We start from the raw sequence: 24,062 nt of genomic DNA on the forward strand, positions 1-24,062 counted from the left end.
AAAACGCCCCGTCTGGCCCGGCACTAAAAGCAAAACTCTTTCGACCAGTCAAATTCGCCGGACTGTTCGATGCTCTGGGGCCAATGGGCACACCAGGTGGGGACTTGTGGGTACTCTACCCGGTCTAAACTGGGCGTATAGGGCTTTATATCCAGTACCGGCGTGCCTGCGTCGGCATCGATATAGGCCAACCGGATCACACCGCCCGCTTCATCGATATCCAATACCTGGGCACAGCTCAACCCAAGCGGATTGGGGCGTCGGGGCGAGCGAGTGGCAAATGTGCCCATCTGTCGCGGGCCCCGCGTGTAGGGGCGCTGCTCGGTCAGCGCGGCGCGCGACTGTGGGTCGTCGCAGCCCGAAAACCACCACAGCACCTGTATAAAACCGAAGCCCTTCAGCCCGCTGAGAGCCGGCCGGTAGGCGGCGTCTATCTGTATATAGGGCAGAATACCGTCAAAGCATATACTGCCCACCGGTGAACACACGAATGGATGCATAAAACATCCTCCTTTTTAGTAGATTCACGGTACCGTTATCCCCAGTATAGCAGCTCAGATTGATACTAAAACCCCTATTTTGCTTTTTTCTAAAACTGGCTGACGGGGGCTGGTAAAAACACCAAATACCTCTCACATGAAAAGGCCAGCAGCTCTATGCCACCGGCCTTTTCGTCCCAGCTGTAAAAACGACCGCCAAACAGTAGTATTACAGTCATTACCGCCTCTCATATACCAGGTCCACCATCCCGCCGTATACAGCCGTCGATAGAAGGCGCAGCCGACAGCACCGCTCCTGTGGGGCAAAAAGGCGCAAGCCGCCGCCCAATATCACCGGTAACACCGTGACGTGGTAGCGGTCTATCAGCTGCCCGGCCATCAGCTGACAGATGATATCAGCCCCGCCGCACACCCAGATATCACCGCCTGGCCGCGCCTTGAGCGCACCGATGAGCGCGGCCAGGTCCTGGTGGGTAAAGGTGATCTCCCCGGTCGACTCCATATCGCGGTGCGTCAACACATAGCTCTTTTTTCCGCGATATACCCAGCTGCCGCCAGAGAGCTCGGTGACGATCTGGTGGTAGGTGCGGTAGCCCATCAGCACTGTGTCCACCGTCTCGATAAACTGCTGGTAGCTGCCCGCACTGCCCGGCTCTGAACCGTCGCCGGTCATCCATTTTACTCCGCCGTTTCGGTCGGCGATATAGCCGTCTAAACTCATGCCGATATACACTACAACTCTGCGCATCGGGGCCACCTCCGCTCTTTAAATAATACCCTCCACTAATTCTCTATCAGCTTGCCCGCTATCGCCATCTATATAGGTACCATCATCAAACAGCGGCTATCTTGTACACCGAACTGGGCCGACCAGAGCTTTTCAATCTTTTAAAGAGCACCGTAGTAGGTCTCTTTCCTCATTAAAAAAGCGCCGTCTCCGGCGCAGATATCACCATAACCATATATAGACATTAAAAGGTCCCGATCGCAAACTGCGCATCGAGACCTATCGACATGGTCGAGGTGACAGGACTTGAACCTGCGGCCTCTGCGTCCCGAACGCAGCGCTCTACCAAACTGAGCCACACCTCGATTTATCTTACCTAAAACATTATACTAGAAACCCAGAAAAATGCAAGAGCTTTTGCGCAAAATCTTTTCCATCTGCCAAAGCCGGTACTGCGCGGAGCACCCGCAGTACCGGCCTTAAAACAGATATGGAATTTTCCACTGTCGACTGCCGGCAGGCTCTGGTGCAGATACGGCGCCGCCGCCCAGCCGCGGCCAAATGCCCGGACCGAGGTACCGATATTTCGTATCCCGTCGCTGGCGACACTCTAATTCTAATAGATGGCTGGTCCATTCTCTCCGCCGCAACTTACTGCGACCCACTGCAGCCCCTACCAGAGAGCATCTCATAACCTGATCGCGAGTCTGATAGCCCAGTTCTATTCGCACGGGCAACTGCAGTTGGTGTACATACGCCTTATAGCCCGTCGTCTTCTATCTTGTGCTGCCGGGCGGCCGCTCTCTCAAAGGTCATACATAATATTTGCAGACTGCAGGACTCTCAGCACTTCACTTTTGGTCGGCACATGCGTGCCACTACCCATTTTGGCCACAGCGGCGGCACCGGTGGCATTGGCCAGCGCTGCGCAGTCGCACAGCGCCCAACCGTGTAGATAGGCAAACATAAAAGCCCCTAAAAAGGCGTCACCGGCAGCAGTGGTGTCGACCAGCGGCACCGAAAAGCCGCGGTATCGAGTCCCGGCAGTATCCTCCGGTGTGGCGATGCAGCACCCCTTAGGCCCGTCTTTTACGATGGCGACACCGCCGTATCTGCATTGCAGCAGCGGCGCGGCGCGCTCGGCGGTATTCTCACCGGTGATAAGAGCAGCCTCCTCGTCGTTGAGGCTCACCACCGTCGCCGTCGACATACATTTTTCTAATACGCCCCGATCGATCTGCGGAATCATGGGTCCGGGATCAAAAAAGATCTCCCGTCCCATCGCCGCTGCCCGGTATAGCACTTTGAGCATGTCGTCCCGCATCATCTCGGTAGCCAGCAGGTATCCGGTAAAATAGATAGAGCGCACCTCGCCGATCCACTTATCCAACAGGTCCATATCGCCCAAATACCCGCCGATCATGGACGCCAGCACATGCCGCCCCTCCCCGTCTACCAGCACCACTACTTTGCAGGTCTCGGTGCCGGGCAGCACGGTGATCGCATCGGTACAAATACCTTCTGCGCGGTATACATCCAGAATGAACTCCCCAAACAGGTCGTTGCCTATGCCGCCAAAAGGCATGCATGACAGGCCCAAGCGGCTGCCGGCCAACATGGTGTTCCCACAGCCGCCAGCCTCGGGAGTCACGCTCTCGACGATGCGGGTCGGCCCCGCCACGATGGGAAAGGTACCCTCAAAAGGAGTGATCAGATCCACTTGGGGATTGTTGACGATCATCGTATCAAACATGGTAACACCTCTTCGGCACCGCCGCTACAGCGCAGCCAGAGCAGCGGCCACCGCCTCCAGATCCAGTGCCGGGTTAGCCGCCTTAAATGTGCGGTACCACTGCTGGTCGATCTCCGCAAAACCGCAAAAGGCCCCGGCGATCATCCCAGCGATGCAGGCTACCGTATCGGTATCGCCGCCGAGATTGGCGCCGCCGAGAATGGCCTTTTTCCAGTCGCCCCGCGCGGCTTTAAACAGGGCCACAGCACAGGCCACCGTGGGCTGGATATCTACATTGCACCCGATATTTCTGTCGAGCTGTATGATCGCCTCCTCCATATTTTCCGCCCCGTCAACAGCCGCGAGCGCGCGGTGGAGCAGCGGTAGGCAGTATGGACCGTACGCCGGTCTCGCCTCTTTTTCACCGATGAGCTCCCCCTTTAAACAACCGTAAATCGCCGCCTCAACTACCGTCTCTACCGTGGCCTGCTCGGTGAGCGCCTCGGCAATAGCCGCCGAGATGGCAGCTGCCCCGCTGTAGGCGTGCTGTGTACCGTGGGTGGGCACACAAGAGGTGATGGCCGTATTCACCGCCCCATCCAGATCACCGGGATTACACAGCCCGCAAGCAGCCACCCGCATTGCTGCACCGTTAGAGGTGCCGCGCCCGTAAAAGCCACCGGTCTGTCCCAATACGACGGGATCTTTGCCGGCCCTGAGATCATCGATCACCCGCGAAGTGGTGGGGCCAGCGTTGCGCGGATAGTATTTGGGGTAGGACTCAGACCAGCGCACGATCGCCCGAGCTGTGGCCTCTACGGTCAGGTGACCGCCTGTCTCGGCCACCGCTTTGGCCAGTTCAAACATCTGCGAGGCGTCGTCGGTTACCTCGGCCGTTATATTGCCGACGACCAAAGGGTTATCCTTGGGGTCCTCAAATTTCTCTACATAGCCCCCAAAATGGGCGATGATCTCCCGGCGGCTATAGGTCTCGGTGGGCGCGCCCATCGCGTCCCCCATACCGGCGGCCACGAGCGAGCCGAGAATGCGATCTTGCAAGCTGTAAGACATGACAGTTCCTCCTTTTAGCAGAACAATATGTGTATGCGCAAAGCGCCGAATGACAACATCATCGACAGAGCTCCACAGCTCTTACCAGCCCTGCTGATAGCGGGGAAACATGTCGCACGGCAAGCATCTTGCCCCAGATCCTATCTGGTAGATGATCTGTCTGTCGCCGCGCCCATTGCGCTCGCCATGGCGGCAACACCCCTTATAGCAGATCGCCGGTGCACTCAGACCACCTATATCTCTACAACATCATTATAGCAGCAAAGGTCTCCGCCTCCTAATAGAAATCTAGTGGCAAAAATCATCCACACTGGCTAAGTGGACTTGGTGCTGTGCCACAATAAATACTGCAAACTTTGTACAAAAATGATAGCAGGGACCTGTCTGTGCGGGTACGGCCGCTTTTGGCAGCAACACTTGTCAGTATAAGTGCCGGCGGCGCGGCGCAGCACACCACTGTCAGGCCTACAATGCGGTGCCCCGAACACTGTAAGCAAGTCGTCTTATCTGCCTGTCAAAAGGATCATCTCCCCGCTCATTTTTCATCTGCGGCACCCTATTTTTGCAACTGCGCGTCACCTGTCACCGCCGAAAACATATCGCGCATCTGTGTGAACTGGCGGGCGATATCGGTCCTGTTCGCTAGAGGCCCCCGCACTCCCGGTCCTCCTGTGCGTTGCAGCTGCAAAAAGATCTTCCCCTGTAAGACATCCGTCCAGACAATATTGAGCAAACTGCATTTAGCACCCGGCACCCGATTGACCTCTACCCACCGCTAAAAAAGCTGAGAAGTAAAAACTCTGCCAGTTGGCTCAATAGTACCCTAATGGCAGAGCTGGATGGTTTGCGCTACACGTTACACCGATGCCGCTTCGCCCCCTTCGACTACGGTGCACCCATGCACCCGCGTATCATCCCCAAGGGCAGTCAGACCCTGTATATGGCGGTGAGACGCGTATGGACGACCAAAACCCGCCGACTACATTTAAGGACCCGAGGTAGTGTAGGCAGTTCCAGATGTCACCTTCAAAGTTGTGCAGCAAAATTGAGGTTACCACAGGCGATAAAAAATGGAGTAAAACACAGTTGTTGTCCGCGACTCGCTGTGTTTTGGCGCATACGCCGATCCACTGTTATGGCCGACCGAATGGAGACCCCGTGCAGTGAGCTGCAGATGCCGCATACAGCGCCGCTGTGTGCGCATTCTTATCGCCCGGCTAAAGGTCAAACGCGGCCGCTATCGGGTAACTCTGGGCGCAAGGTCAAAAAATATATCGTCCTGCTGTATCGACTGCAGCTCTACATCCAAAAAGAATTGGCCAATTCTGTCAGACCACCCCTGATCGGCCCCTTTTATTTAATAGGATACAGGGTTATCGATATAAGAGGCAGAGAGAACACGGTTTAGAGAGGTAGCGCTACATAGGCACAATGTATAGAAGTTTTGATTGCTGACCAATCCGCAAAAAAGAGCCGCGGCTCATATGTTTGCTTCGAAGGAGACTCCTGTTTACTGCGTGGCGGTGATAGATCTTAGGCAGCTATCTTCTGTTGCAGAGAAATGTGCGGGTCTTTCACCGCCCCGCCAGCGGGGAACTGTCCGTCTCCTCTACCTTTGCCCCAGGCCGGGAGCTATTTGTTGAGCTAAAAGTGCCACGCAACGACCAACTACTGCTCTTTCAAAACGTGGCCGCAGCCACCGTCTGCACCGCGGTGCGGATGTATCAAGCTGACTTTTTTTCGCGGCTTGCGAGGACCTGTAGTTTTGCCTGTTTATACGGTGCCGTTCTGTCAAACAGGCTCTTACGGCCCCGAAACATGCTTCAATCTCATCCTTTTATTCTCTAAGGATCGGTATAGCTGTATCCCTGCTGTTCTCAGTGGCTACGGAAAAGTGATTATGCCGCCGGCCCCAAAACAGGTGATTGACGCGTAGGGGCATCTTGCATTTTGCTGTATGGGATCATCTGCTGAAAAAGCTGTTCAAAGGTGTACCCAGAACAGCCGATACCTGTATTTAGATCGGTACGCCGATCGATTGCAACATTTATAACTTTTGCAACATTTTATATAAGTCTTCCTGACAGTTGTATGCCTCTACAATTGACAAGATTTGCCGCACCTGCTATAGTGAAAATATAAGTTTCCGTTCAGACAAATTTTTGCTTTTTTGTATAAAAAAACAGACCTACTCAAAGCAGGTCTGCACAAAAAAGAAAGAGAAATATGCATTTTCAGTTATAAGCGTATTTGAACGAAAAATTATAGTAAACTGTTCAAAATATTGTTCAAAATATCTGCGTTGCATTTCTTTGATGCATGAAAAGGGAATGCGGTGCAAATCCGCAGCAGTTCCTCCGCTACTGTAAGAAGGACGAACACTCTCTAGTGATCTGTTTGCAGAACACTGCCACTGGGCTCCACGGGGTCTGGGAAGGAGAGGGTTAGTAGGATGATCTCAAGCCAGGAGACCTGCGCAGGTATTGGAAAAATCCTTTTCGGTGGGAAAAGAATTTCCGGGCAATTGAAATACGAGAGCAGAGTCCCTGACCGCTTTAGGTAGTGGGCTTTTTGTCATGTATTTTGATGTTGGAAATTTTTACGGGCTGCCAAAAGGCAGCCTCTTTTTATTGGCCATACACATTATACAAGAGAGAAAAAGAGGAGCACATATGAAAAAGAGCAACTGCAAAAAGTTTTCTCTACTGCTGGTCGCGGCAATTCTATTTTCAGCGCTGGGTATTGCCCCTGCTGCCGCCGCACCAACAGATGAGACAACGCTAAACTGGGGTCAGTTTCTGGGAAACGAGGAACTAAAGGGGGTAACTGACGCCAAAACACCCCAAACGGGTGACGACATCGCACTAAAATGGAAAAGCAGCTTACACAGTGGAAATACCATGATGAACCATATCTCTCCCACTGTTGTGGTGGGGGATTCCATCTACTATTATCTTACCGACCCCGATGAGACCTATACCTCAGCTAGCAATCGCACTTTGGTCAAGGCCGATGCTCAGACCGGGACTGTGCAAAAAAAGTCAGCCGAGTTCTCCTGCAGTGGGCAGTTACTACCGCAGATCGGCTCGGGTGATGGTTTGATCTTTGTCTTTGGCGGCAGCTCTAAAAGCAAACTGATCGCTTTCGATGCAGAAACACTGGACAAGGTATACGAGAGCGTAGATTTAGATGGGGCACAGATAGAATCACCTATCATGTATCACGACGGGTATGTATATGCTGCTACCTACGGCACAAACCAAGGTCGCCTGTACTGTTTTAATGCCCGCCCCACAGTAAATCAGGGTGAGGAAGTGTCTCCCGAGTGGTCGTACAAAGCGGACGACAGCGCATTCTTCCTGTGGTCGGGAGTCGAATTTGTCGACGATGCCTGTGTATTTACCAACACCAACGGCTACATCACCTCTGTCGACAAAAAAACTGGTGATTTTATCGACCGGTACCAGATCCCCACAGAGATGCAGGGCGGCGAAAAGCTTACCACAACTCCTTATTATTACGCCAAAAATAATCGTCTATATGTTGCCACTGCAGGTACAAACGGTGGTGTACTCGGCATACGCATGAACCCGGACGGATCATTTGACCAAGATGATATCATCAAATTTGTCGATACTACCAGTGGTACTGCCATTAAATCTTCTGTTGTCGTTTATAATGACCGTGTATATGTGTGCGGTGGCGGTGGCCACGGCGGCAGTGGTGCGCCTATGAGAGTGCTGGATGCCAATGATCTCCACGAGATCTATAATATCCCTGAAATAAAAGCCAAAGGCTCGGTCGTATTGAGCACTGCCTATGCGACTAAAGAAAATGGACAGGAAGTTTATCTGTATATCATTCCTTACCGCAACGAGTATGTCACAAACCACCCAGGTTTTCAAAACAAAAAATACTACGAAAACTTTTACATGTATATCGTCCGTGACCGCCAGGGACAAACTGAGCCGGTTTACGAAAAGGTAAATCTGGTGGGTGAAGGCGATGATCAGATGCAGGGTCAGGATGGTGAGTTCTGCAGCCAAACCTTTACTGTAGATAAAAACGGCAATCTCACCATCTATCTCGACAGCAATTACGTTTTCTGCTTCGGCAACAAACAAGACACCAGTATTGCCGGCACCGACGTGTACAACCAGATCGACCGGATGCCCGATCCGGCAGATTATCCCTACTATAACGATTTTGAGCTGCGCCGTATTCAGGAGCGCTACAATAATCTGAGCGCCGCGGAGCAGGCCAAAGTGACTAACCTCGATAAGCTTACTGAAATGCTCAGCGTCTCATCCATGACACCGGAAGAACGGTTACAGCAACTCAACAGCGGGATCGCCAGTCTACCTGCGCTCGACCAGATCACGCTGGAACATGCCGATCAGATCGAGCGGCTGTACACTGAGTATCAAAAGAAGAGTGATAAGAGCGATGTAGTGGGTGCCGACAAGCTGCTTGCTGCCTACGCCCGTATCGGTCAGTTACAGCAAGAAAGTCAAGCGGCGGCGTTGTCTACAGAGATCGACGTTTTGCCCGCAGTCGAAAAAGTCAGCTTAAAACACGAGGGCGAGATCACGGCTCTTATGAGCCGTCTCGAGGCGCTCTCAGCCGAGGCACAAGCAAAAGTGCCTAACGCCGCTAAGCTGCGCACTCTACACGCGCACATCCAGGCCATCCATACTCAGCTAAACGAGTTGGACACGCTGATCAAGGATACGCTTACCGGCCCCATCACCTTAGACAGTAAAACAGCTATGGAAAGAGCGGCCAAGCTGACCGATGGCCTGCTGTTGGAGGATCTGTTGACTCTGAGCAGCTATGAGCAGTACTTTGTGCCGGCGGCAGTCGACTACACCAATCTGCTCATCCAAGAGCTGCAAAAGACCGGCGGTACCCAGAGCGTCGATGCCTCCAACGCCGAAAAAGTGCAGTCTCTCTTAGAGGAGATCGAGAAATATCGCGCACTGATCCCCGAAGATAGTGCCAAGTACCTGCAGGGGGCCGAAGATATCGAAGCTGCCAGCACCAAGCTGGAGGCCTACCAAAAGTCCCATCAAAACGAAAATGCCCAAACAGACAAGCAGGACAAAAAAGACAACGGTGTACAGACCGGCGACGTGTTGCCGGTAGCCGCCTCGCTCGCTGCACTGGCCACCGCCGCTGTGGCACTGGGCCTGTTGCGCAAAAAAGCGGTAAAATAAAACCTGTTTTCCAGCCCTATTTGGCCCTCTCGCTCACTGCGGGAGGGCTTTTGGGCAACTGGACACAAAAGATACAGCACACCGCGGGAGAGTATTTAGATGAAGAAAAAACGCTGGGTACGAAAGATCATTCTGGGCGGTATCCTAGTGGCGGTGGCCGTTGCCGGGCTGTTGAGCTTGCAGATCGAGCCCGCCGACTATCGCCGATCCCTACAAGATGATATAAAGAGTGCCAACACGCTATTAGAGTCCGTAAAGGTCGGCAACGAGAAAGGTCAATATGCCCCACAGCGGGTCCTACTTTTTGAGCAGGATATCGCCGCTGCCAAAACTGTGGTTGACGACCAAGAGCAGGTATATGAGCAACTCAAGGCCGCTGCCGAAAAACTGCAAGAACAACAGAAAGACTTTAAGAGGGCACAAAATAAAGACTGTCTCTCACAGGAAAAAGTTGAGCAGATCGCACAGAAAAAAGAAGACTTTACAAAAGATGTCTCTTTTGAGGGCGGTACGGCCACCTGGAGGCTGCGCGGCTCCACCATCGAACAGCCGGCGGCAGTAAATTTAGAGATACAGAAACAGAGTGCCTACGCCCAGCAGATAGAGGCCTTGCTGGTCGCCGAGCAGAGCCAGCGGCAAACTGTCACTTTTTTGCACGATGGGGCGCTGCCGGCCGGCACCACAGTCGAGTTGCCGTGCAGTTGGGATCTGCCGGCCATTCAGGTCTACCGCTACGACCCCGAGAGCGGTGCGCTGGGGCCGATGATCAAGGGCACTGTCACTGCAGGCAAATTGCAACTGCCCCTACAGAGCGGCGGCAGTTACATACTGATCAAAAAGTCGGTGGAGGAGCCGCAGCCAGAAACGCCGCAGCCAGAGGATCCGGTAGGAAGCGAAGCTGCCCAGGAGAGCAGCAGCGGCGCCAGTCAGAGCTCCCCCTCCTCTTCGGCTCAGCCCTCTAGCGGTACCCCCAACAGCGGCCAGTCAAGTTCCCAGCAGGCACCAGATGGCACCCCTGCCCCTGCCCCGGTCGAGCCCGAGGCACCGCCGGCGCCGGCCAATACCTGCACCATCGAAATACGCTGTGACACGTTGGCCAGCGATATGAGCAAGCTAAAAAATCCCGCCCTGGCCGGATATGTGCCCGCCAGCGGCGTGATCTTGGGCACCACCCAGGTGGAGATCACGCCCGGTGAAACGGTGTTTGACATTTTAAAACGAGTTACCCGCAACAGCGGCATCCAGATGGAGTTCCGCCGCGACGGCGGCTATACCGGCGGGGTGTATATCGAGGGCATCAACCACCTATACGAGTTTGACGGCGGAGACCTGTCCGGCTGGATGTACAGTGTAAACGGCTGGTTCCCCAACTACGGCTGCGCCGCCTACGAGGTACAAAACGGTGACCGCATCCTGTGGTGCTACACCTGCGACCTGGGCAGTGACGTGGGGGCGTACTTCTGATGCCCCGCGAAGGTCTGGGCGATAAGAGCAGTTTTTCCAGTTTCCATCCGCTGGTCAGTTTTGCCTATTTTGCCGCCGTACTGGGGCTGGGCATGTTCTCCATGCACCCGCTGATCTTGGCTCTGACGGTGGCGACCGGTGCGGCGTACACCTTTCTTTTGGGCGGCGGCAAAGCTCTGCGCGGTGCCCTGCTGGTATCGCTGCCGCTGCTGGTGTTTACAGTGCTCTTAAACCCGCTCTTCAACCACCGCGGGGCCACCGTGCTATTTTACCTAAACGACAATGCTGTCACGCTAGAGGCCATCCTCTACGGTCTGGCCGCCGCATCTATGCTAGTGGGGGTCATCCTGTGGTTCGGCTGCTTTGGCCGCATCGTCACAGCCGACAAGTTCATCTATCTGTTTGGCCGGGTACTGCCCTCCATCTCACTGGTGCTGTCTATGTGCCTGCGCTATATCCCCATGCTGCGACAGCGGTACCGGCAGATTGCCGAGGGGCAACGCTGTATGGGGCGGGTATACGGGGCCAGACAGCCCATTCGCCGCCTGCGACAGGTGGCCCGCGAGGTGTCTATCCTCATCGCCTGGTCGCTCGAGAGCTCCATCGAGACCTCAGATTCGATGGAGGCGCGTGGTTACGGTCTCCCCGGCCGCACCAGCTTTCACATCTTCCGCTTTACGCGGCGCGACGGCTGGGCTCTGGCGGTGATCGCCGTGCTGTCGGCGGTGGCGACAGCTGGTCTCGTCGGCGGGATCACCGAGGTCTACTACTATCCTAGTGTAGTCTGTACACACCGCCTGACCGATATACTGCCAGTGGCAGCGGCACATTTGGCACTGCTGGCACTGCCGATCTTCATAGATATAGAGGGGGAGCGCAGATGGCGCAAGTGGAATTTCGAGATGTGAGTTTTTGGTACCCGATGTCTGACGGGGCGGCCCTGCAACATGTGACGATACAGATCGAGCAGGCAGAATTCGTGGTGCTGTGCGGCCCCTCCGGCTGCGGTAAGACCACATTGCTGCGCCACTTAAAGCCCAGCATCGCCCCCTATGGCAAACGGGAGGGACAAGTCCTGTATCGCGACAGATCGCTCGCACAGCTCGACCGCAGGGCAGCTGCCCAGCAGATCGGCTATGTGCGCCAATCCCCCGACGAGCAGATCGTCACCGACAAGGTATGGCACGAGTTGGCTTTCGGGCTCGAGAGCCTGGGATACGACCAGCAGACCATACGGCGGCGAGTGGCTGAAATGGCCAGCTTTTTTGGCATCCAGACCTGGTTTCGCCGCAGCGTGTCCGAGCTCTCAGGGGGGCAAAAGCAACTGCTCAATCTGGCCTCGGTCATGGCCATGCAGCCACAGGTGCTGGTCCTCGACGAGCCCACCTCACAGCTGGACCCCATTGCCGCCGGCGAGTTCTTACAGGCGCTGCGCAAGATCAACTTAGAGCTGGGGGTCACCATCATCCTCTCCGAGCACAGATTGGAGGAGGTATTCCCACTGGCCGACCGGGTGATCGCCATGGAGGACGGCCACATCACCTGCAGCGGCCCCGCGCGCGAGGTCGGCGATTTTTTAAGCCGCGGCCAGGGCCGCGACCGCATGTTCGAAGGACTGCCGGCTGTGATGAAGATCTACGCCCAGATCGGCACTGGCGGCATGTGTCCCCTCACTGTGCGCGAGGGGCGGCTGTGGCTGCAGTCGCTGTTGCCGCCCCGGGCAGCCGTCACCGCCCTGCCCCAGCCGGCAGAGAGCCGCACACACCCAAAGCCGGTATTGGCAGAGGCCAAAGACGTATGGTTTCGCTATAGCCGGGGCGGCGTCGATGTCGTCCGTGGCCTAGACGCACAGGTATATGGCGGTGAGCTGTACTGTCTCATCGGCGGCAACGGGGTCGGAAAGACCACCGCGCTCAAGCTGTTGGGGGGCATCTACCGGCCCTACCGGGGCAAGGTCTTGCACCGGGGCACTGCGATGGCCAATAACAAAAACAGCCTGCGCGTAGGCCTATTGCCCCAAGACCCCCAGGCGCTGTTTACCGAGATCACCGTAGAAGAAGAACTGTTTGATGCTCTGGGCGACAGCAGGTGCCCCGACCGGGAAAAAGAGCGGCGCATCGAACAGATGCTCGCCCAGCTGGAGCTGCAGGCACTGCGGCGCGCCAACCCCTACGACCTCAGCGGGGGCGAACAGCAGCGCCTGGCCCTGGGCAAGATCTTGCTCTTGCAGCCAGAACTGGTGTTGCTCGACGAACCCACTAAAGGTCTTGACCCGTTTTTCAAAGCGGTGCTGGCCGATATTTTAAAGGGGCTGGCCGAACAGGGCATAGGAGTGGTGATGGTGACCCACGATATCGAATTTGCCGCTGAACACGCCGACCGCTGCGCCATGCTCTTCGACGGGCAGATCGTCTCGCAGGGCCGCCCGCGCGCATTTTTCAGCGGCAACAGCTTTTATACCACCGCCGCTGACCGAATGTCCCGCGGGGTATTTGAGGGCGCAGTAACTTACAGGGATGTGGTAGAGCTATGCAGACAAAACGGGATATGACCCAGTACGAGGTAACGCGGCATAAGCGTTTTTACATAACCGCTGTACTCATTCTCGTGTGTATTCCCCTGACTATTTTTGTAGGGGTACGCTTTCTCAGCGACCGCAAGTACATGTTTATCAGCCTGCTCATCATCTTGTATACGCTGCTCCCCTTTTTTATGGTCTTTGAGCGGCGCCGTCCCCGGGCCAGAGAACTGGTGATGATCGCCGTGATGTCGGCACTGGCCGCCTTTGGCACTTTGGCCTGTTCGATGATGATCCCCTTCCAAGCGGGCACTGCGCTGGTCATCGTGGCCGGTATCTCTATGGGGCCTGAATCCGGCTTTCTGGTGGGTGCCATCGCCCGTTTCGTGTGCAACTTCTTTCTGGGGCAGGGGCCCTGGACCCCTTGGCAGATGTTCTGTTGGGGCATACTGGGATTTTTGGCCGGTGTGGTGTTCAACAAGGTAGACCTGGAAAAGATGAAGTCCCGCAGTTTTCAGATCGTGCGCGGGCCGGTGCTCTGTGTACTGTGTGCCATCGGCGCTGCCTACCTCTCCTACCGCTGGTGGGGCAAGGGGCCGTTTTTGGGCTGGCGCCTCTACATTTTTGGGGCGATAGGCCTGCTAGTTGGCCTGCTGATCCAGCGCGACCGGCTGCCCATCGACGATCTTACCCTGTCCCTTTTCGGCCTCATGAGCACCTTTATCATCTATGGCGGCATCATGAACATCTGCACCATGGTCATGTCCAGCGCCATCGACCGCACCCAGATCGATATGAGTTGGAAGTCGCTCACTGCCCTCTATATCTCAGGGGTCCCTTATGACTTCACCCACGCCCTGGGGACCGCCTTCTTTCTTTTCTTATTCGGCGAAAAAGTCATCCGCAAGATCGAGCGGGTGAAGATCAAATACGGCATGTACCGGTAGGTCACATAGCCCAAGGAGTGATATTTTGGAAGAAATGCGCTATGTGAACGGGCGCCTTATACGCTGCGGTTATACTAGTGGCGCCAGTGCAGCGGCAGCAGCTGCTGCGGCGGCTACCCTACTTTTAAGTGGCGACATCGTCTCTGTCGCTGCTGTCACATCTCCCGACGGCAAACAGCTGCATATCCCGGTCGAAGATGTTTTCTGTGATTCCACGTGTGCTGTCGGCACCGTCTGCAAAGAGTCCAGTTCCGGTATCGGCGCTTTTTGGGAAATGCGCATCTGTGCCCAGGTACAGCGCTGCCAAAAGGGGTTCACTGTATTGGCTGGACCGGGCATTGGTCGCATCACACGCCCCGGTCTCGACCAGCCGGTAGGTGCGGCCGCCATCAATTCCGGCCCTCGGGCCATGATCGCCGACGCCCTGCAACAGGTAGCCAAACGGTACGGCTATACCGGTGGCCTGTGCGCTCAAATTTCAGTGCCTGGTGGGGAAGACCTGGCCCACCGCACTCTCAATAGCGATGTGGGCATCGTAGGCGGGGTCTCTATTCTGGGTACTAGCGGGATAGAGGAGCCTATGAACGAGACTGCCTTTGCACAAGCTATCCGCAGTGAATTATCGGTGCTACACAGCGAGGGCTTTCACAGTGCACTATTGGTGCCGGGCAAACAGGGAGCTATGTGCGCCCAAAATGAATGGGGTCTCGACGGATCCAAAGCAGTCAAATGCGGCGATTTGTTAGGAAGTGCGATCAGTGCCGCCATAGAAAAGGGATTCGTACGGCTCCTGCTAGTCGGTCATTGGGGCAAACTGGTCAAGCTGGCGCTGGGTATTACCAACACGCGCCCTGACCGGGGCGACGGGCGAATAGAGGCTCTTATCTGCGCCGCTCTGCGCGCCGGCGCTGATCTGGAACTTTTGCAGTGCCTCGATCGGTGCTCTAATTGGGGCGCTGCGTGGCAACTGCTCGACCAGCGCGCAATACTTCCCCAAGTGCAACAGCAGCTACTGCAGCAGATACAATACTATCTTCAACGACTGGTACCGGCTGAGGTACAGATCGCCGCAGTATGTTTTCCCGACGGGGCAAAACACGGACCACCCGATGGCCAAACTGCCGCTGCCGCCGAGATACTAGCAAACTGGAACTAGCTTCTAAATGACTGGAGGTACCACATGATACCATACCCGTATGCTGCTGTAGTGGGGCAACAGGCAGCCAAAAAGGCGCTGCTCATCGCTCTGGTCGATCCTGCTATGGGTGGTGTCCTACTGGCGGGTTGCCCGGGTGTAGGTAAGTCCCTGCTGGCGCGGTCCGCACAGACGATCTGCCCGCAGCGTCGCTGGACCGAACTGCCTCCCGGCACGCCGCCCAGTCAACTTTCCGATCATATCGATCTCGAGGCTATCTTGCACCGACATACCCACCGCCAGGCAGCTGGTCTACTACAGCGGGCGGCGGATGGGATCTTATACGCCGACGCGATCAATCTGTTGGGGCCCAGCACCAATACGCTCCTGGCTGGATTACAACCCCAACCGACCGGAGAGGCTGTACCGTCGGTTTCTCCTTCTTTTTTGCTGATCGCCACCATGGACCCATCGGCGGGCGGACTTGATCCGCAGTTACTCGATCGCTTCGATCTATATGTCGAAATGCAGCCGGAGCACGACCTTCGTCTGCGTACTCAGATCGTCCAGCACGCGCTTTTATGGGGACAAAACAGGCGGCAGTTGATCGAGCGATTCGCAGGTGAGACATCCGCTCTTATAGAACAGATCAGCCGCGCGCAACAGCGACTCCCGCAGGTTGAGGTCACCGATCACGCGCTGGCTCTGGCCGGCACTTTGGCCCAACAGGCACAGTGCGCCGGCAACCGGGCTGAGATCGCTACTATCCGGGTTGCCCGCGCTTTAGCAGCCCTGGCCGGTCATCGTCTGGTCTCTGCGCCTATGGTACGTGAGGCTGCTGGCTATACTTTGCCCCACCGCCTGCGCCAAGAACAAAAGCAAGGTACTACCCCACCCATACCTCTGCCCAATACAGAAGAGAATTTTCTCGATACGCTCTCATCTGACCATTCTATCCCCCAGAAAAACGTCCCCGCGTCCGCCGATTCGCCAAAGGATGACCACACCCCTTTTCCTACTCCTGACGGCAGCACACTCTCCAAGGAGCGTATCTCTCCTATCGGCGCGGCACCACCAGCGACTAATTGGCTCCCAGCTCAGTGGTCGCGAGCGGGCCGCAGCGGCAAGCACCGATCAAATGCCGGTACTGCTCAATGGGGGCGCTGCGTGGGCAGTTTTGCAGGCAGGCCCAGCTGTCCGTCAGATGTTGCTCTAATCCCTACTGTACTGCACTCTGCTGTTCGACAAGGCCTACAACACGCCGGTCTACCACTGCAGGTACAATCACAAGATCTCCGGTTAAAACTGCGGCGCCCCAAGACTGGAATTAATATCCTGTTGGCTGTAGATGCCAGCGCCTCTATGGGCGCGGGTCAGCGCATGGTCGCTGTCAAGGGGGCCATTTATTCGCTTTTGTGCGAGGCATATCAAAAGCGCGACCAGGTGAGCTTGCTCATTTTTCGCGGGACTGATGCCCAAGTGCTGCTCCCCTTTACCAGTAGTGTAGAGCGCGCCCAACGGCAGTTAAAGACACTGCCTACTGGCGGCAAAACGCCTCTGGCAACTGGGCTGCACCGTGCTCGACAGATCGTTCTTGCCACCCGTGCCAGAGATCCATCTACCCCAGTAGTACTGGTCCTACTGTCAGACGGCCGTGCCACCAGCGCGCCGCAGGGTGACCCCCTGACGGCGGCCTTTTCAGCAGCAGACCAAATAGCCGCCGAAAAGATATCCGCAGTGGTCATCGATACTGAACAGGGCGTTTTGCGATTGGGGCTGGCAGCAGAGATTGCCCGCCATATGAATGCACCGCTGCTCGATCTAGGCCAGCTGCAGGCTACAAATCTCAAACAGGCCGTACAAAAGATAGCAGACCTTGATAGATAGAGGAGGACCAACAATGACTCAGCTCGAGGGATACCCCTTCACCGCCATCGTGGGACAGGAACAGATGAAACTAGCCCTTATTTTAAACGTTATAGACCCCCAGTTAGGTGGTGTGCTGATCAGGGGTGAAAAAGGTACGGCCAAATCTACCGCCGTACGGGCACTGGCCCACCTGATGCCGGCGCGCCAGCAGGTTCAAAACTGCCCCTACAGCTGCGACCCTACCAACGAAGATACTATGTGCGAAGCCTGTCGCCAAAACAGCGACCGCACCAGTATCGAAGGCCATATGCGCGTTGTCGATCTGCCGGTGGGGGCCACCGAGGATCGCCTGGTGGGCACGCTGGATATAGAACAGGCGCTGCGGACCGGCAAAAAGCAATTCGAGCCAGGTATTTTAGCGCAGGCCAACCGCAACATCCTCTATGTCGATGAGGTCAATTTGCTGGAGGATCATCTGGTCGACCTGCTGCTCGATGCCGCGGCCATGGGCGTAAACACCGTTGAGCGGGAAGGTGTATCCCACTCACACCCAGCCCACTTTGCACTGGTAGGTACTATGAATCCCGAAGAAGGGGAGCTGCGCCCCCAACTTTTAGACCGTTTTGGCCTGGTGGTGGATGTACTTGGCGAGCACGATCTAGAGAGTCGGGTCGAGGTGGTACGACGCCGCTTGGCATACGAGGCCGATCCTCAGGCTTTTGCCCGCCAATATACTGTGTCGCAGCAGCAGCTGGCCGGTCGCATTGCTGCTGCCCGCTGCCGTCTCTCTAAAGTACAGTGCCCGCAAGAGCTACTGCTTGCTGCCGCTAGGGTGTCGCTGGCTCTGGGGGTAGAGGGGCACCGGGCTGATATCGGGATGATCCGCGCCGCTCAGGCGCTAGCTGCGTGGGAGGGAAAAGATCGTCCCGATATAGTGCATTTGCAGCAAGCGGCTCAGTTTGTCTTACCTCACCGCATGCGGCGCGATCCATTTGAGCAGGGCGTGCTGCCTGCGTCACAGATCGCCGAAACGGTATGCCAGGCTCTAGACCAGAAATAGGGGGACCTATGTTTTCAGTGGTACTGCTCTGCCAAAACGGAGAGCGAGAAGAAGATTTTGTCGCTGCGGCTCATCTATTCACCCAAGAACAGCCCGATCTGCTTTACCTGCACTGCTTTCGAACAGAAGATATCGACGGCGACGGCGCGATGTGCCAGCGTTGTCAGCAGGAACTGGATACGGCCGACCTTATCATCATATTACTACATGGTGGCATCAGTTATTTCCGCAAATTTAACCAGATAAGGCCTTGTCTTCAAGACCGCGCACTACTTTTTTGCTCTGGTGTAGATGCTGAGACCGATACCGTAATGCGCCACTCTACACTACAGCCCAGTGAACGGACAGAATTGCTGCGCTACTTGCACGCCGGCGGCCCTCAAAACTGCCGCAATCTACTGCTCTGGGCAGCAGCACATATTGGGGGGCTTCCCTGTAGCTACGCACCAGTAGAGGAACCTGCCTATAGCGGTCTTTTCCAAATCGAACAAGATCCCCAGGATTATCTGCGCAGTCTGATGGCCGATAGTCGTCCCAAAATCGGCATACTGCTGCACTATACTTTGGTACAGAGCGGCGATCTGCGGCATATTCAGGCGCTGATCGAGCAGATAGAGAGCGCCGGCGCTCTGGCTATCCCCGTTTACGCCGATATGGTCCCCAGTGAAACTAGCGAGGGACTCCCCTCTGTATTGCAGCGTTTTTTCATCTACCGCGGTCACACGGTACCCGATATCCTTATCGTCACTACCGGCTTTTCACTCAGCGTTGTTTCGGCACCAGGAGAGATGCGCAGTGACCGGCACAGCGTGTTTGCCACACTGGATATACCGGTCTTGCAGGCTATGAGCACCTACTTTACTCAGCAGCAGTGGTGCGATTCTCCTGTGGGTATCGATTCAATGCTGCTCTGTAGCAGCATCTACCAACCAGAGGTGGACGGTCAGCTCATCACCATTCCAATCGCCTGCCGCAAAGAGATATCTGGTCCAACCGGCAGTATAAGCGTATTCTGGCCGCTCACCGAACACATCCAGATGCTAGTACAGCTCGCCCTGGGCTTTTGTCGACTGCGTCAGTTACCAATGTCTCAAAAGAAGGTCGCTGTCATCCTACACAATATGCCACCTCGCCGCGACATGATCGGCTGTGCTTATGGACTTGATACAGCCCAATCACTCTACCTGCTAGTGCAGGATTTAGCTCGGGCAGGGCTACCTCTAGAGCGCACATTTGACAGCGGAGACCAGATCATACGCGAGTTAGCTGCAGGGCTCACTGGTGACAGCGGTTACCTCTCTTCACAGGAGATGCAGAAAAAAAGCGCCGCTACTGTCTCCAAAAGCATCTATTGCTCCTGGTTCAGTCAACTGACAGAGTATCTGCAAGAGCAGATGATCGCTCATTGGGGGCCTCCCCCCGGCACCTTCATGGCGGTAGATCAACAGCTGCTCATCCCCGGTTTACAAAACGGAAGCCTCTTTATTGGCATACAACCGCCCCGCGCACCTGAGCAACAGGCCTCCTGGGCCTACCATGAACTGGCTCTCCCCTGCTCCCACCAGTATCTGGCCTTTTACCGCTACCTCACCCGGACATTTTCCGCTGATGCCATCATTCATCTCGGCACGCATGGTACGGTGGAGTGGCTACCCGGCAAGCAGGTAGGGCTATCGCCCGACAGCTTTCCCGCGCAGGTCATCGATGGGGTGCCCAATTTCTACCCCTACAGTGTCGATGTGCCCGGCGAAGGAGCTCTGGCTAAACGCCGCACAGCAGCGGCAGTAATCAGCTACATGGTGCCACCTATGCATAAGACAAGCCTCTCCGGCGATCTGGCGCGGCTCGATACGCTCATCAACCAGTACGAGACAGCACGACAGGCTGACCGGCGCAAGTTACCGCTTCTGTTGGAAGATATCGCCCAATTGGCCCTAAGAGAAGGTCTGCTAGAGAGCCTACAGACCGATACTGATTCTCTCTGTGCTCATCCCGATATCTGGGTCCCCCAGTTGCACCGGCAACTGGAAGATATCGGATGTGTAGCCTTCAAAGATGGTCTGCACGTTTTGGGACAGTCACCGACCGGCCGCCAACTCACTGATATGCTGCGTCTGCTAGTACAGGTACCCAACGGCAGCACCCCTTCATTGCCGCAGGCAATATGCAGCTCACTCGATCTACCCGCTACGCAGTTAGGTTCCCCTGCTCTGCGCCAACGGATCGAACAGATTGAAAATTGGCTGCTCACTCAGCTCGATACCTATGACTTCAGTCCGGCAGCAATCGATAAGATATTGGAACTGTCAGCGGCTTTTGTCAACCAGCCACAGGCTCTCGAGCGCTGCCTGTATCTGATCTGCCACAGGCTAGTTCCTGCTCTGCGCCAGTTAAAATGCGAGCGCCACCATCTGCTACACGCTCTAGACGGCGGCTTTATCCCACCAGGGCCCTCTGGCAGCCCCGGCCGTGGTGGGGCCAATGCGCTACCTACCGGACATAATTTCTACACCACCGATCCTAGTGAGATACCCACACGCACTGCATGGCAGGTCGGCGTCGGTCTAGCACAACAGCTCTTAAAAAACCATGTTGGGGAGGAGATCGCAATCGTCGTATACGCCGGTGAGACGATGAAGACACGGGGCGATGACATCGCTGAGATCTTGTATCTTTACGGGGTACGGCCTATCTGGTTAGCCGATACTGACCGAGTCATCGGCTTGGAAACTATTCCTCTCTCTGAATTGGGGCGTCCGCGGATCGATGTGACGGTGCGCATCAGTGGAGTATTTCGCGACACCTTCCCCAACCTGATCGAACGGGTGGAGGATGCGGTCAACCTGGTGGCCGCTCTACCCGAGGACCCCGATATGAATTACGTGCGTAAACACGTTTTAGCCGATATCAAAATATGGCAGGCACGGGGGGAATCACTGCAGCAGGCACAACAAAAGGCAGCCATGCGCATTTTTGGTTGCCCACCCGGTGCATACGGTGCCGGTACTGATCTGCTGTTAGGCAGTGGCGACTGGCAAGACACCGGAGATCTGGCCCAGTCCTATTTAAACTGGAGTGGCTACGCCTATGGTCGGGGCCTTTCAGGTCAAATAGCACGCGATGTATTGTCGGCACGCTTAAAAAGCAGTTCTACAGCAGTTAAAAATGACCCCGTCCCTGAATCCGATGTGTTGGATAATGATGACTTTTACAGCTATTTTGGCGGTCTGGTGGCCGCTGTCAGTCAAGAGAGGGGTAGCGCGCCTCAAACTTATATAGGAGACTCCCGTGACCCGCAAACTCTCACTACCCGTCCGCTCCGTCAGGAGATCGATCGTATCGTTCGAGGTAAGATACTAGATCCCCAGTGGTTAGCCGGTCTGCGCCGACACGGGTATAGCGGTGCTCAGCAGCTCTCGGCCACCGTAGATATTTTATTCGGCTGGGGAGCCACTACCAGCCAGGTGCCGGGTTGGGTCTATCATCGGGTAGCCCAGTGTTTCCTTTTTGATGATGCGGTGCGCCAATGGTTAGAAAGCGAAAACCCCTGGGCGCTGCACGCTATGAGCGAGCGCCTACTCGAGGCTGCTCAGCGAGATATATGGGAAGCCCCACCAGAAGATCTAACCGCTCTACAGCAGATTTACCTCTATATGGAGGGTGAGCTGGAAGAGGATATATAAAACAGATACATCGCCGATCTTTTGCCCCAAATGAAAGGACTGCTCGTCTGTCTTCGAGCAGTCCTTTATATTTATAAAAAACAAAATAGTGTGCTCCAGGTTGCAACCTGAAACACTCTTCGGATAGATTTGAGGCGGATGTTGACCGTATCATTTACTCCAAAATACCGCATCATAAAGCCTTTTTTAGGCATTTGCCTTACTCTAATTTGCAAACCACCTTCAATCTGCTATAGTGTAAAGGAAAAGTTGACCCTCAAAGGACCGTCACTCTGTCAAGAGTTGTGGTCCGCGTCACAAACGATCTGCACAATACGCGTGGCTGAACGTATTGAGGCCTATATCTGGTCATTGGTTTTAAAATAGGTAACTACCCCTACTATATATTCTTACAGATGCCCATACACATTGATTACCACAAACTTCATGTCCAGCTATACATAGCCGGTAGATGGCCACTCATACTATCCATCGGTTTGCACATACCTAGTGGCCGGCAACTCTACACATAAGCTCGGCGGCGGTCGTGCGCTACTCGCCAAAACTCCTACTAAATACTGTCCAGTAGGATAAGCGATTGATATGGGGGTCTCTCAGCACACAAAATCGGCCCATAGTGGGTCAAACTCCATAAAACACATAGATGGGGATATGCACATTGCTTGATCGCGCTGTGCGGCCAAAAAGGGGTGCACATCAGGTATATGGATATTTTGGCCAGATACCGCTTTAGTGCGCCGAAGATCACAAATAACAGACGGATATCACAACCAGCTATTTTCCGAGTACGCGAAAAAACCGCTTATTCGTACAAACGCTCTAAAATCTAAAACATTTGTACGAACAAACGGCTTTCGCTTATCCGCGCTGTCTCCAGCACTTTCTCTTGGCTGCGGAACTAGGATTCGAACCCAGACAAACAGAGTCAGAGTCTGCCGTGCTACCTTTACACAATTCCGCAACGACAGCTATTATTATAACCCAAACCACAAAAATGTCAAGATGTTTTTTAAAATTTCTTATTTCTTTTTCTATAGATAGAGCACTTTAAGGTCATGACACAGGGCCGGCGGTACCGAGCTGCCAAAACAGGCCGCACAAAGCGAGAGCGCCCCGCCTATTGGCGGGGCGCTCTCTATCCAAAGAGGAAAGTTATTTGGCAGAGTTCTCGTAAGCCTCGATCATTTTCTTGACCATCTGGCCACCGACAGAACCGGCCTCACGAGAGGTCAGGTCGCCGTTGTAACCCTGTTTCAGGTTTACGCCCACTTCGTTGGCCGCTTCCATCTTGAAACGATCCATAGCCTCTCTAGCCTCGGGAACTACCAGGTTATTGCTGCTTTTGCTGTTAGCCATTTGTAAACACTCCTTGTTAAAAGTTTAAGTTTTGCGTTTGCAGTAGTAGTATGAGCTGCAGCCGATTTTATATAACTGGTAATTTCATGTAATAGAACTGTTTTATAAACGCAGGTGCAAAGACGTATTGGCCAAAACAAGCGCTCAGGTAAGGCCGAGCAGCAGGCGCACCGCGCCGGCGGTGAGCAGGCTGTAGTTGTCGAGCACAGCGGCAGTGGGCAACAGGATATCCTGCGGCTCTATCAGGTGGCCAAACACACCGGTGACCGGGCGCAGCAGGCTGACGGTGGCCTGCTCGCTGTTTTGCGCCGAGATGGTCAGGCTGTCGCGCAGCGACATGCCGCAGGTGAGCAGCTGGGTGTGACGGCGGCCGGGCGGCAGCGGCTCGGCGTGGGGCAGGATCGTACAGCAGGCGCGCATGTCGGTGGGGAGCAGCTTGCCCGCCCCCTGCTTGACCGCTATCACGGCACGGACGTCTTGCAGGCGCTGGATGCAGCTGGTCTCGCGCAGCAGCAGTGCGGTGCCGCCGCGGCGGTATACCTCTAACTGCCGCTCGCGGTAGGTCTGCTTCCATCCGGGCAGCAGGCAGCGCCGCATGGCCCGGCCAAGGCGGCGGTCCTCGGTATCCCCCAGCAGTATGATCTGTACCAAACGCTCCATCCCCAGTCTTTTTCATTTATAAAAATTGGCGGTGTCATGCCGCATACCACCGCATTCTCTGTAGGTAGTGTGCCCGGCGACGGGTGCAAAATTTCACCCGGGCGGCAAAAAATACCAGCCCGAT

The 24,062-nt window shown here is 55.2% G+C and carries 16 protein-coding genes, 2 tRNA genes and 1 riboswitch; of the genes, 9 read left to right on the forward strand and 9 right to left on the reverse strand.

The window, feature by feature from the left end; all coding sequences use genetic code 11:
* Positions 1–23 precede the first annotated feature (23 nt).
* The 6 genes from C6Y32_RS10545 to C6Y32_RS10565 form a co-directional block, all read right to left on the reverse strand.
* Positions 24–500 (reverse strand): SAM-dependent methyltransferase, encoded by a 477-nt coding sequence (locus C6Y32_RS10545; RefSeq protein ID WP_105205231.1) that lies wholly within the window; start codon positions 498–500, stop codon positions 24–26.
* An 89-nt stretch (positions 501–589) separates the two neighbouring features.
* Positions 590–718 (reverse strand): hypothetical protein, encoded by a 129-nt coding sequence (locus tag C6Y32_RS15770; protein WP_279386212.1) that lies wholly within the window; start codon positions 716–718, stop codon positions 590–592.
* Entirely contained in the window at positions 718–1,248 is a 531-nt protein-coding gene (locus C6Y32_RS10550; protein WP_105205232.1) for a dihydrofolate reductase family protein, read from the reverse strand. The genes C6Y32_RS15770 and C6Y32_RS10550 overlap by 1 nt, the downstream gene beginning before the upstream one ends.
* Positions 1,249–1,515: 267 nt before the next feature.
* Positions 1,516–1,592 (reverse strand) — tRNA-Pro (locus tag C6Y32_RS10555).
* A gap of 440 nt (positions 1,593–2,032) precedes the next feature.
* The gene (locus C6Y32_RS10560; protein WP_105205233.1) at positions 2,033–2,980 is read right to left on the reverse strand and encodes a carbohydrate kinase family protein; all 948 of its coding nucleotides are present in this window, start codon (positions 2,978–2,980) and stop codon (positions 2,033–2,035) included.
* Positions 2,981–3,004: 24 nt separating this feature from the next.
* Positions 3,005–4,030 carry an ADP-ribosylglycohydrolase family protein gene (locus C6Y32_RS10565; RefSeq protein ID WP_105205234.1) on the reverse strand — a complete coding sequence of 342 codons (1,026 nt, stop codon included), beginning with the start codon at positions 4,028–4,030 and terminating at the stop codon, positions 3,005–3,007.
* Between the two features lie 2,282 nt (positions 4,031–6,312).
* Positions 6,313–6,524, forward strand: a riboswitch (cobalamin riboswitch).
* Positions 6,525–6,702: 178 nt separating this feature from the next.
* Between C6Y32_RS10565 and C6Y32_RS10575 the strand changes: the two genes are divergently transcribed.
* From C6Y32_RS10575 to cobN, 9 genes are all read left to right on the forward strand, one after another.
* A complete protein-coding gene (locus tag C6Y32_RS10575; RefSeq protein ID WP_105205236.1) occupies positions 6,703–9,246 on the forward strand; it encodes a PQQ-binding-like beta-propeller repeat protein in 2,544 nt (847 codons plus the stop codon).
* A gap of 99 nt (positions 9,247–9,345) precedes the next feature.
* The gene (locus tag C6Y32_RS15665) at positions 9,346–10,710 is read left to right on the forward strand and encodes a DUF4430 domain-containing protein (RefSeq protein ID WP_243562699.1); all 1,365 of its coding nucleotides are present in this window, start codon (positions 9,346–9,348) and stop codon (positions 10,708–10,710) included.
* The gene (locus C6Y32_RS10585) at positions 10,710–11,618 is read left to right on the forward strand and encodes an energy-coupling factor transporter transmembrane component T (protein ID WP_105205237.1); all 909 of its coding nucleotides are present in this window, start codon (positions 10,710–10,712) and stop codon (positions 11,616–11,618) included. The genes C6Y32_RS15665 and C6Y32_RS10585 overlap by 1 nt, the downstream gene beginning before the upstream one ends.
* Positions 11,591–13,261: an ABC transporter ATP-binding protein gene (locus C6Y32_RS10590; protein WP_105205238.1), complete on the forward strand. Its 1,671-nt coding sequence runs from the start codon at positions 11,591–11,593 to the stop codon at positions 13,259–13,261. Before C6Y32_RS10585 ends, C6Y32_RS10590 begins: the two co-directional genes overlap by 28 nt.
* The gene (locus C6Y32_RS10595; RefSeq protein WP_164998231.1) at positions 13,240–14,175 is read left to right on the forward strand and encodes an ECF transporter S component; all 936 of its coding nucleotides are present in this window, start codon (positions 13,240–13,242) and stop codon (positions 14,173–14,175) included. The genes C6Y32_RS10590 and C6Y32_RS10595 overlap by 22 nt, the downstream gene beginning before the upstream one ends.
* 34 nt (positions 14,176–14,209) lie before the next feature.
* Entirely contained in the window at positions 14,210–15,331 is a 1,122-nt protein-coding gene (cbiD, locus tag C6Y32_RS10600) for a cobalt-precorrin-5B (C(1))-methyltransferase CbiD (protein WP_243562716.1), read from the forward strand.
* A 24-nt stretch (positions 15,332–15,355) separates the two neighbouring features.
* Entirely contained in the window at positions 15,356–17,197 is a 1,842-nt protein-coding gene (locus C6Y32_RS10605; protein WP_105205241.1) for a VWA domain-containing protein, read from the forward strand.
* Between the two features lie 13 nt (positions 17,198–17,210).
* Positions 17,211–18,239, forward strand: coding sequence for a magnesium chelatase ATPase subunit I (locus C6Y32_RS10610; RefSeq protein ID WP_105205449.1), 1,029 nt, complete (start codon positions 17,211–17,213; stop codon positions 18,237–18,239).
* Between the two features lie 8 nt (positions 18,240–18,247).
* On the forward strand, positions 18,248–21,922 hold the full coding sequence (gene cobN, locus C6Y32_RS10615; RefSeq protein WP_164998232.1) for a cobaltochelatase subunit CobN: 3,675 nt from the start codon (positions 18,248–18,250) through the stop codon (positions 21,920–21,922).
* Between the two features lie 887 nt (positions 21,923–22,809).
* Here the strand turns inward: cobN and C6Y32_RS10620 are convergent.
* From C6Y32_RS10620 to C6Y32_RS10630, 3 genes are all read right to left on the reverse strand, one after another.
* Positions 22,810–22,883, reverse strand: a tRNA-Gln gene (locus C6Y32_RS10620).
* Between the two features lie 191 nt (positions 22,884–23,074).
* Entirely contained in the window at positions 23,075–23,278 is a 204-nt protein-coding gene (locus C6Y32_RS10625) for an alpha/beta-type small acid-soluble spore protein (protein WP_105205243.1), read from the reverse strand.
* Positions 23,279–23,422: 144 nt separating this feature from the next.
* Positions 23,423–23,929, reverse strand: coding sequence for a hypothetical protein (locus tag C6Y32_RS10630; RefSeq protein WP_164998233.1), 507 nt, complete (start codon positions 23,927–23,929; stop codon positions 23,423–23,425).
* Between the last annotated feature and the right edge of the window lie 133 nt (positions 23,930–24,062).

Source organism: Neobittarella massiliensis (ex Bilen et al. 2018), assembly GCF_900289145.1.
GTDB classification, from domain to species: domain Bacteria; phylum Bacillota; class Clostridia; order Oscillospirales; family Ruminococcaceae; genus Neobittarella; species Neobittarella massiliensis.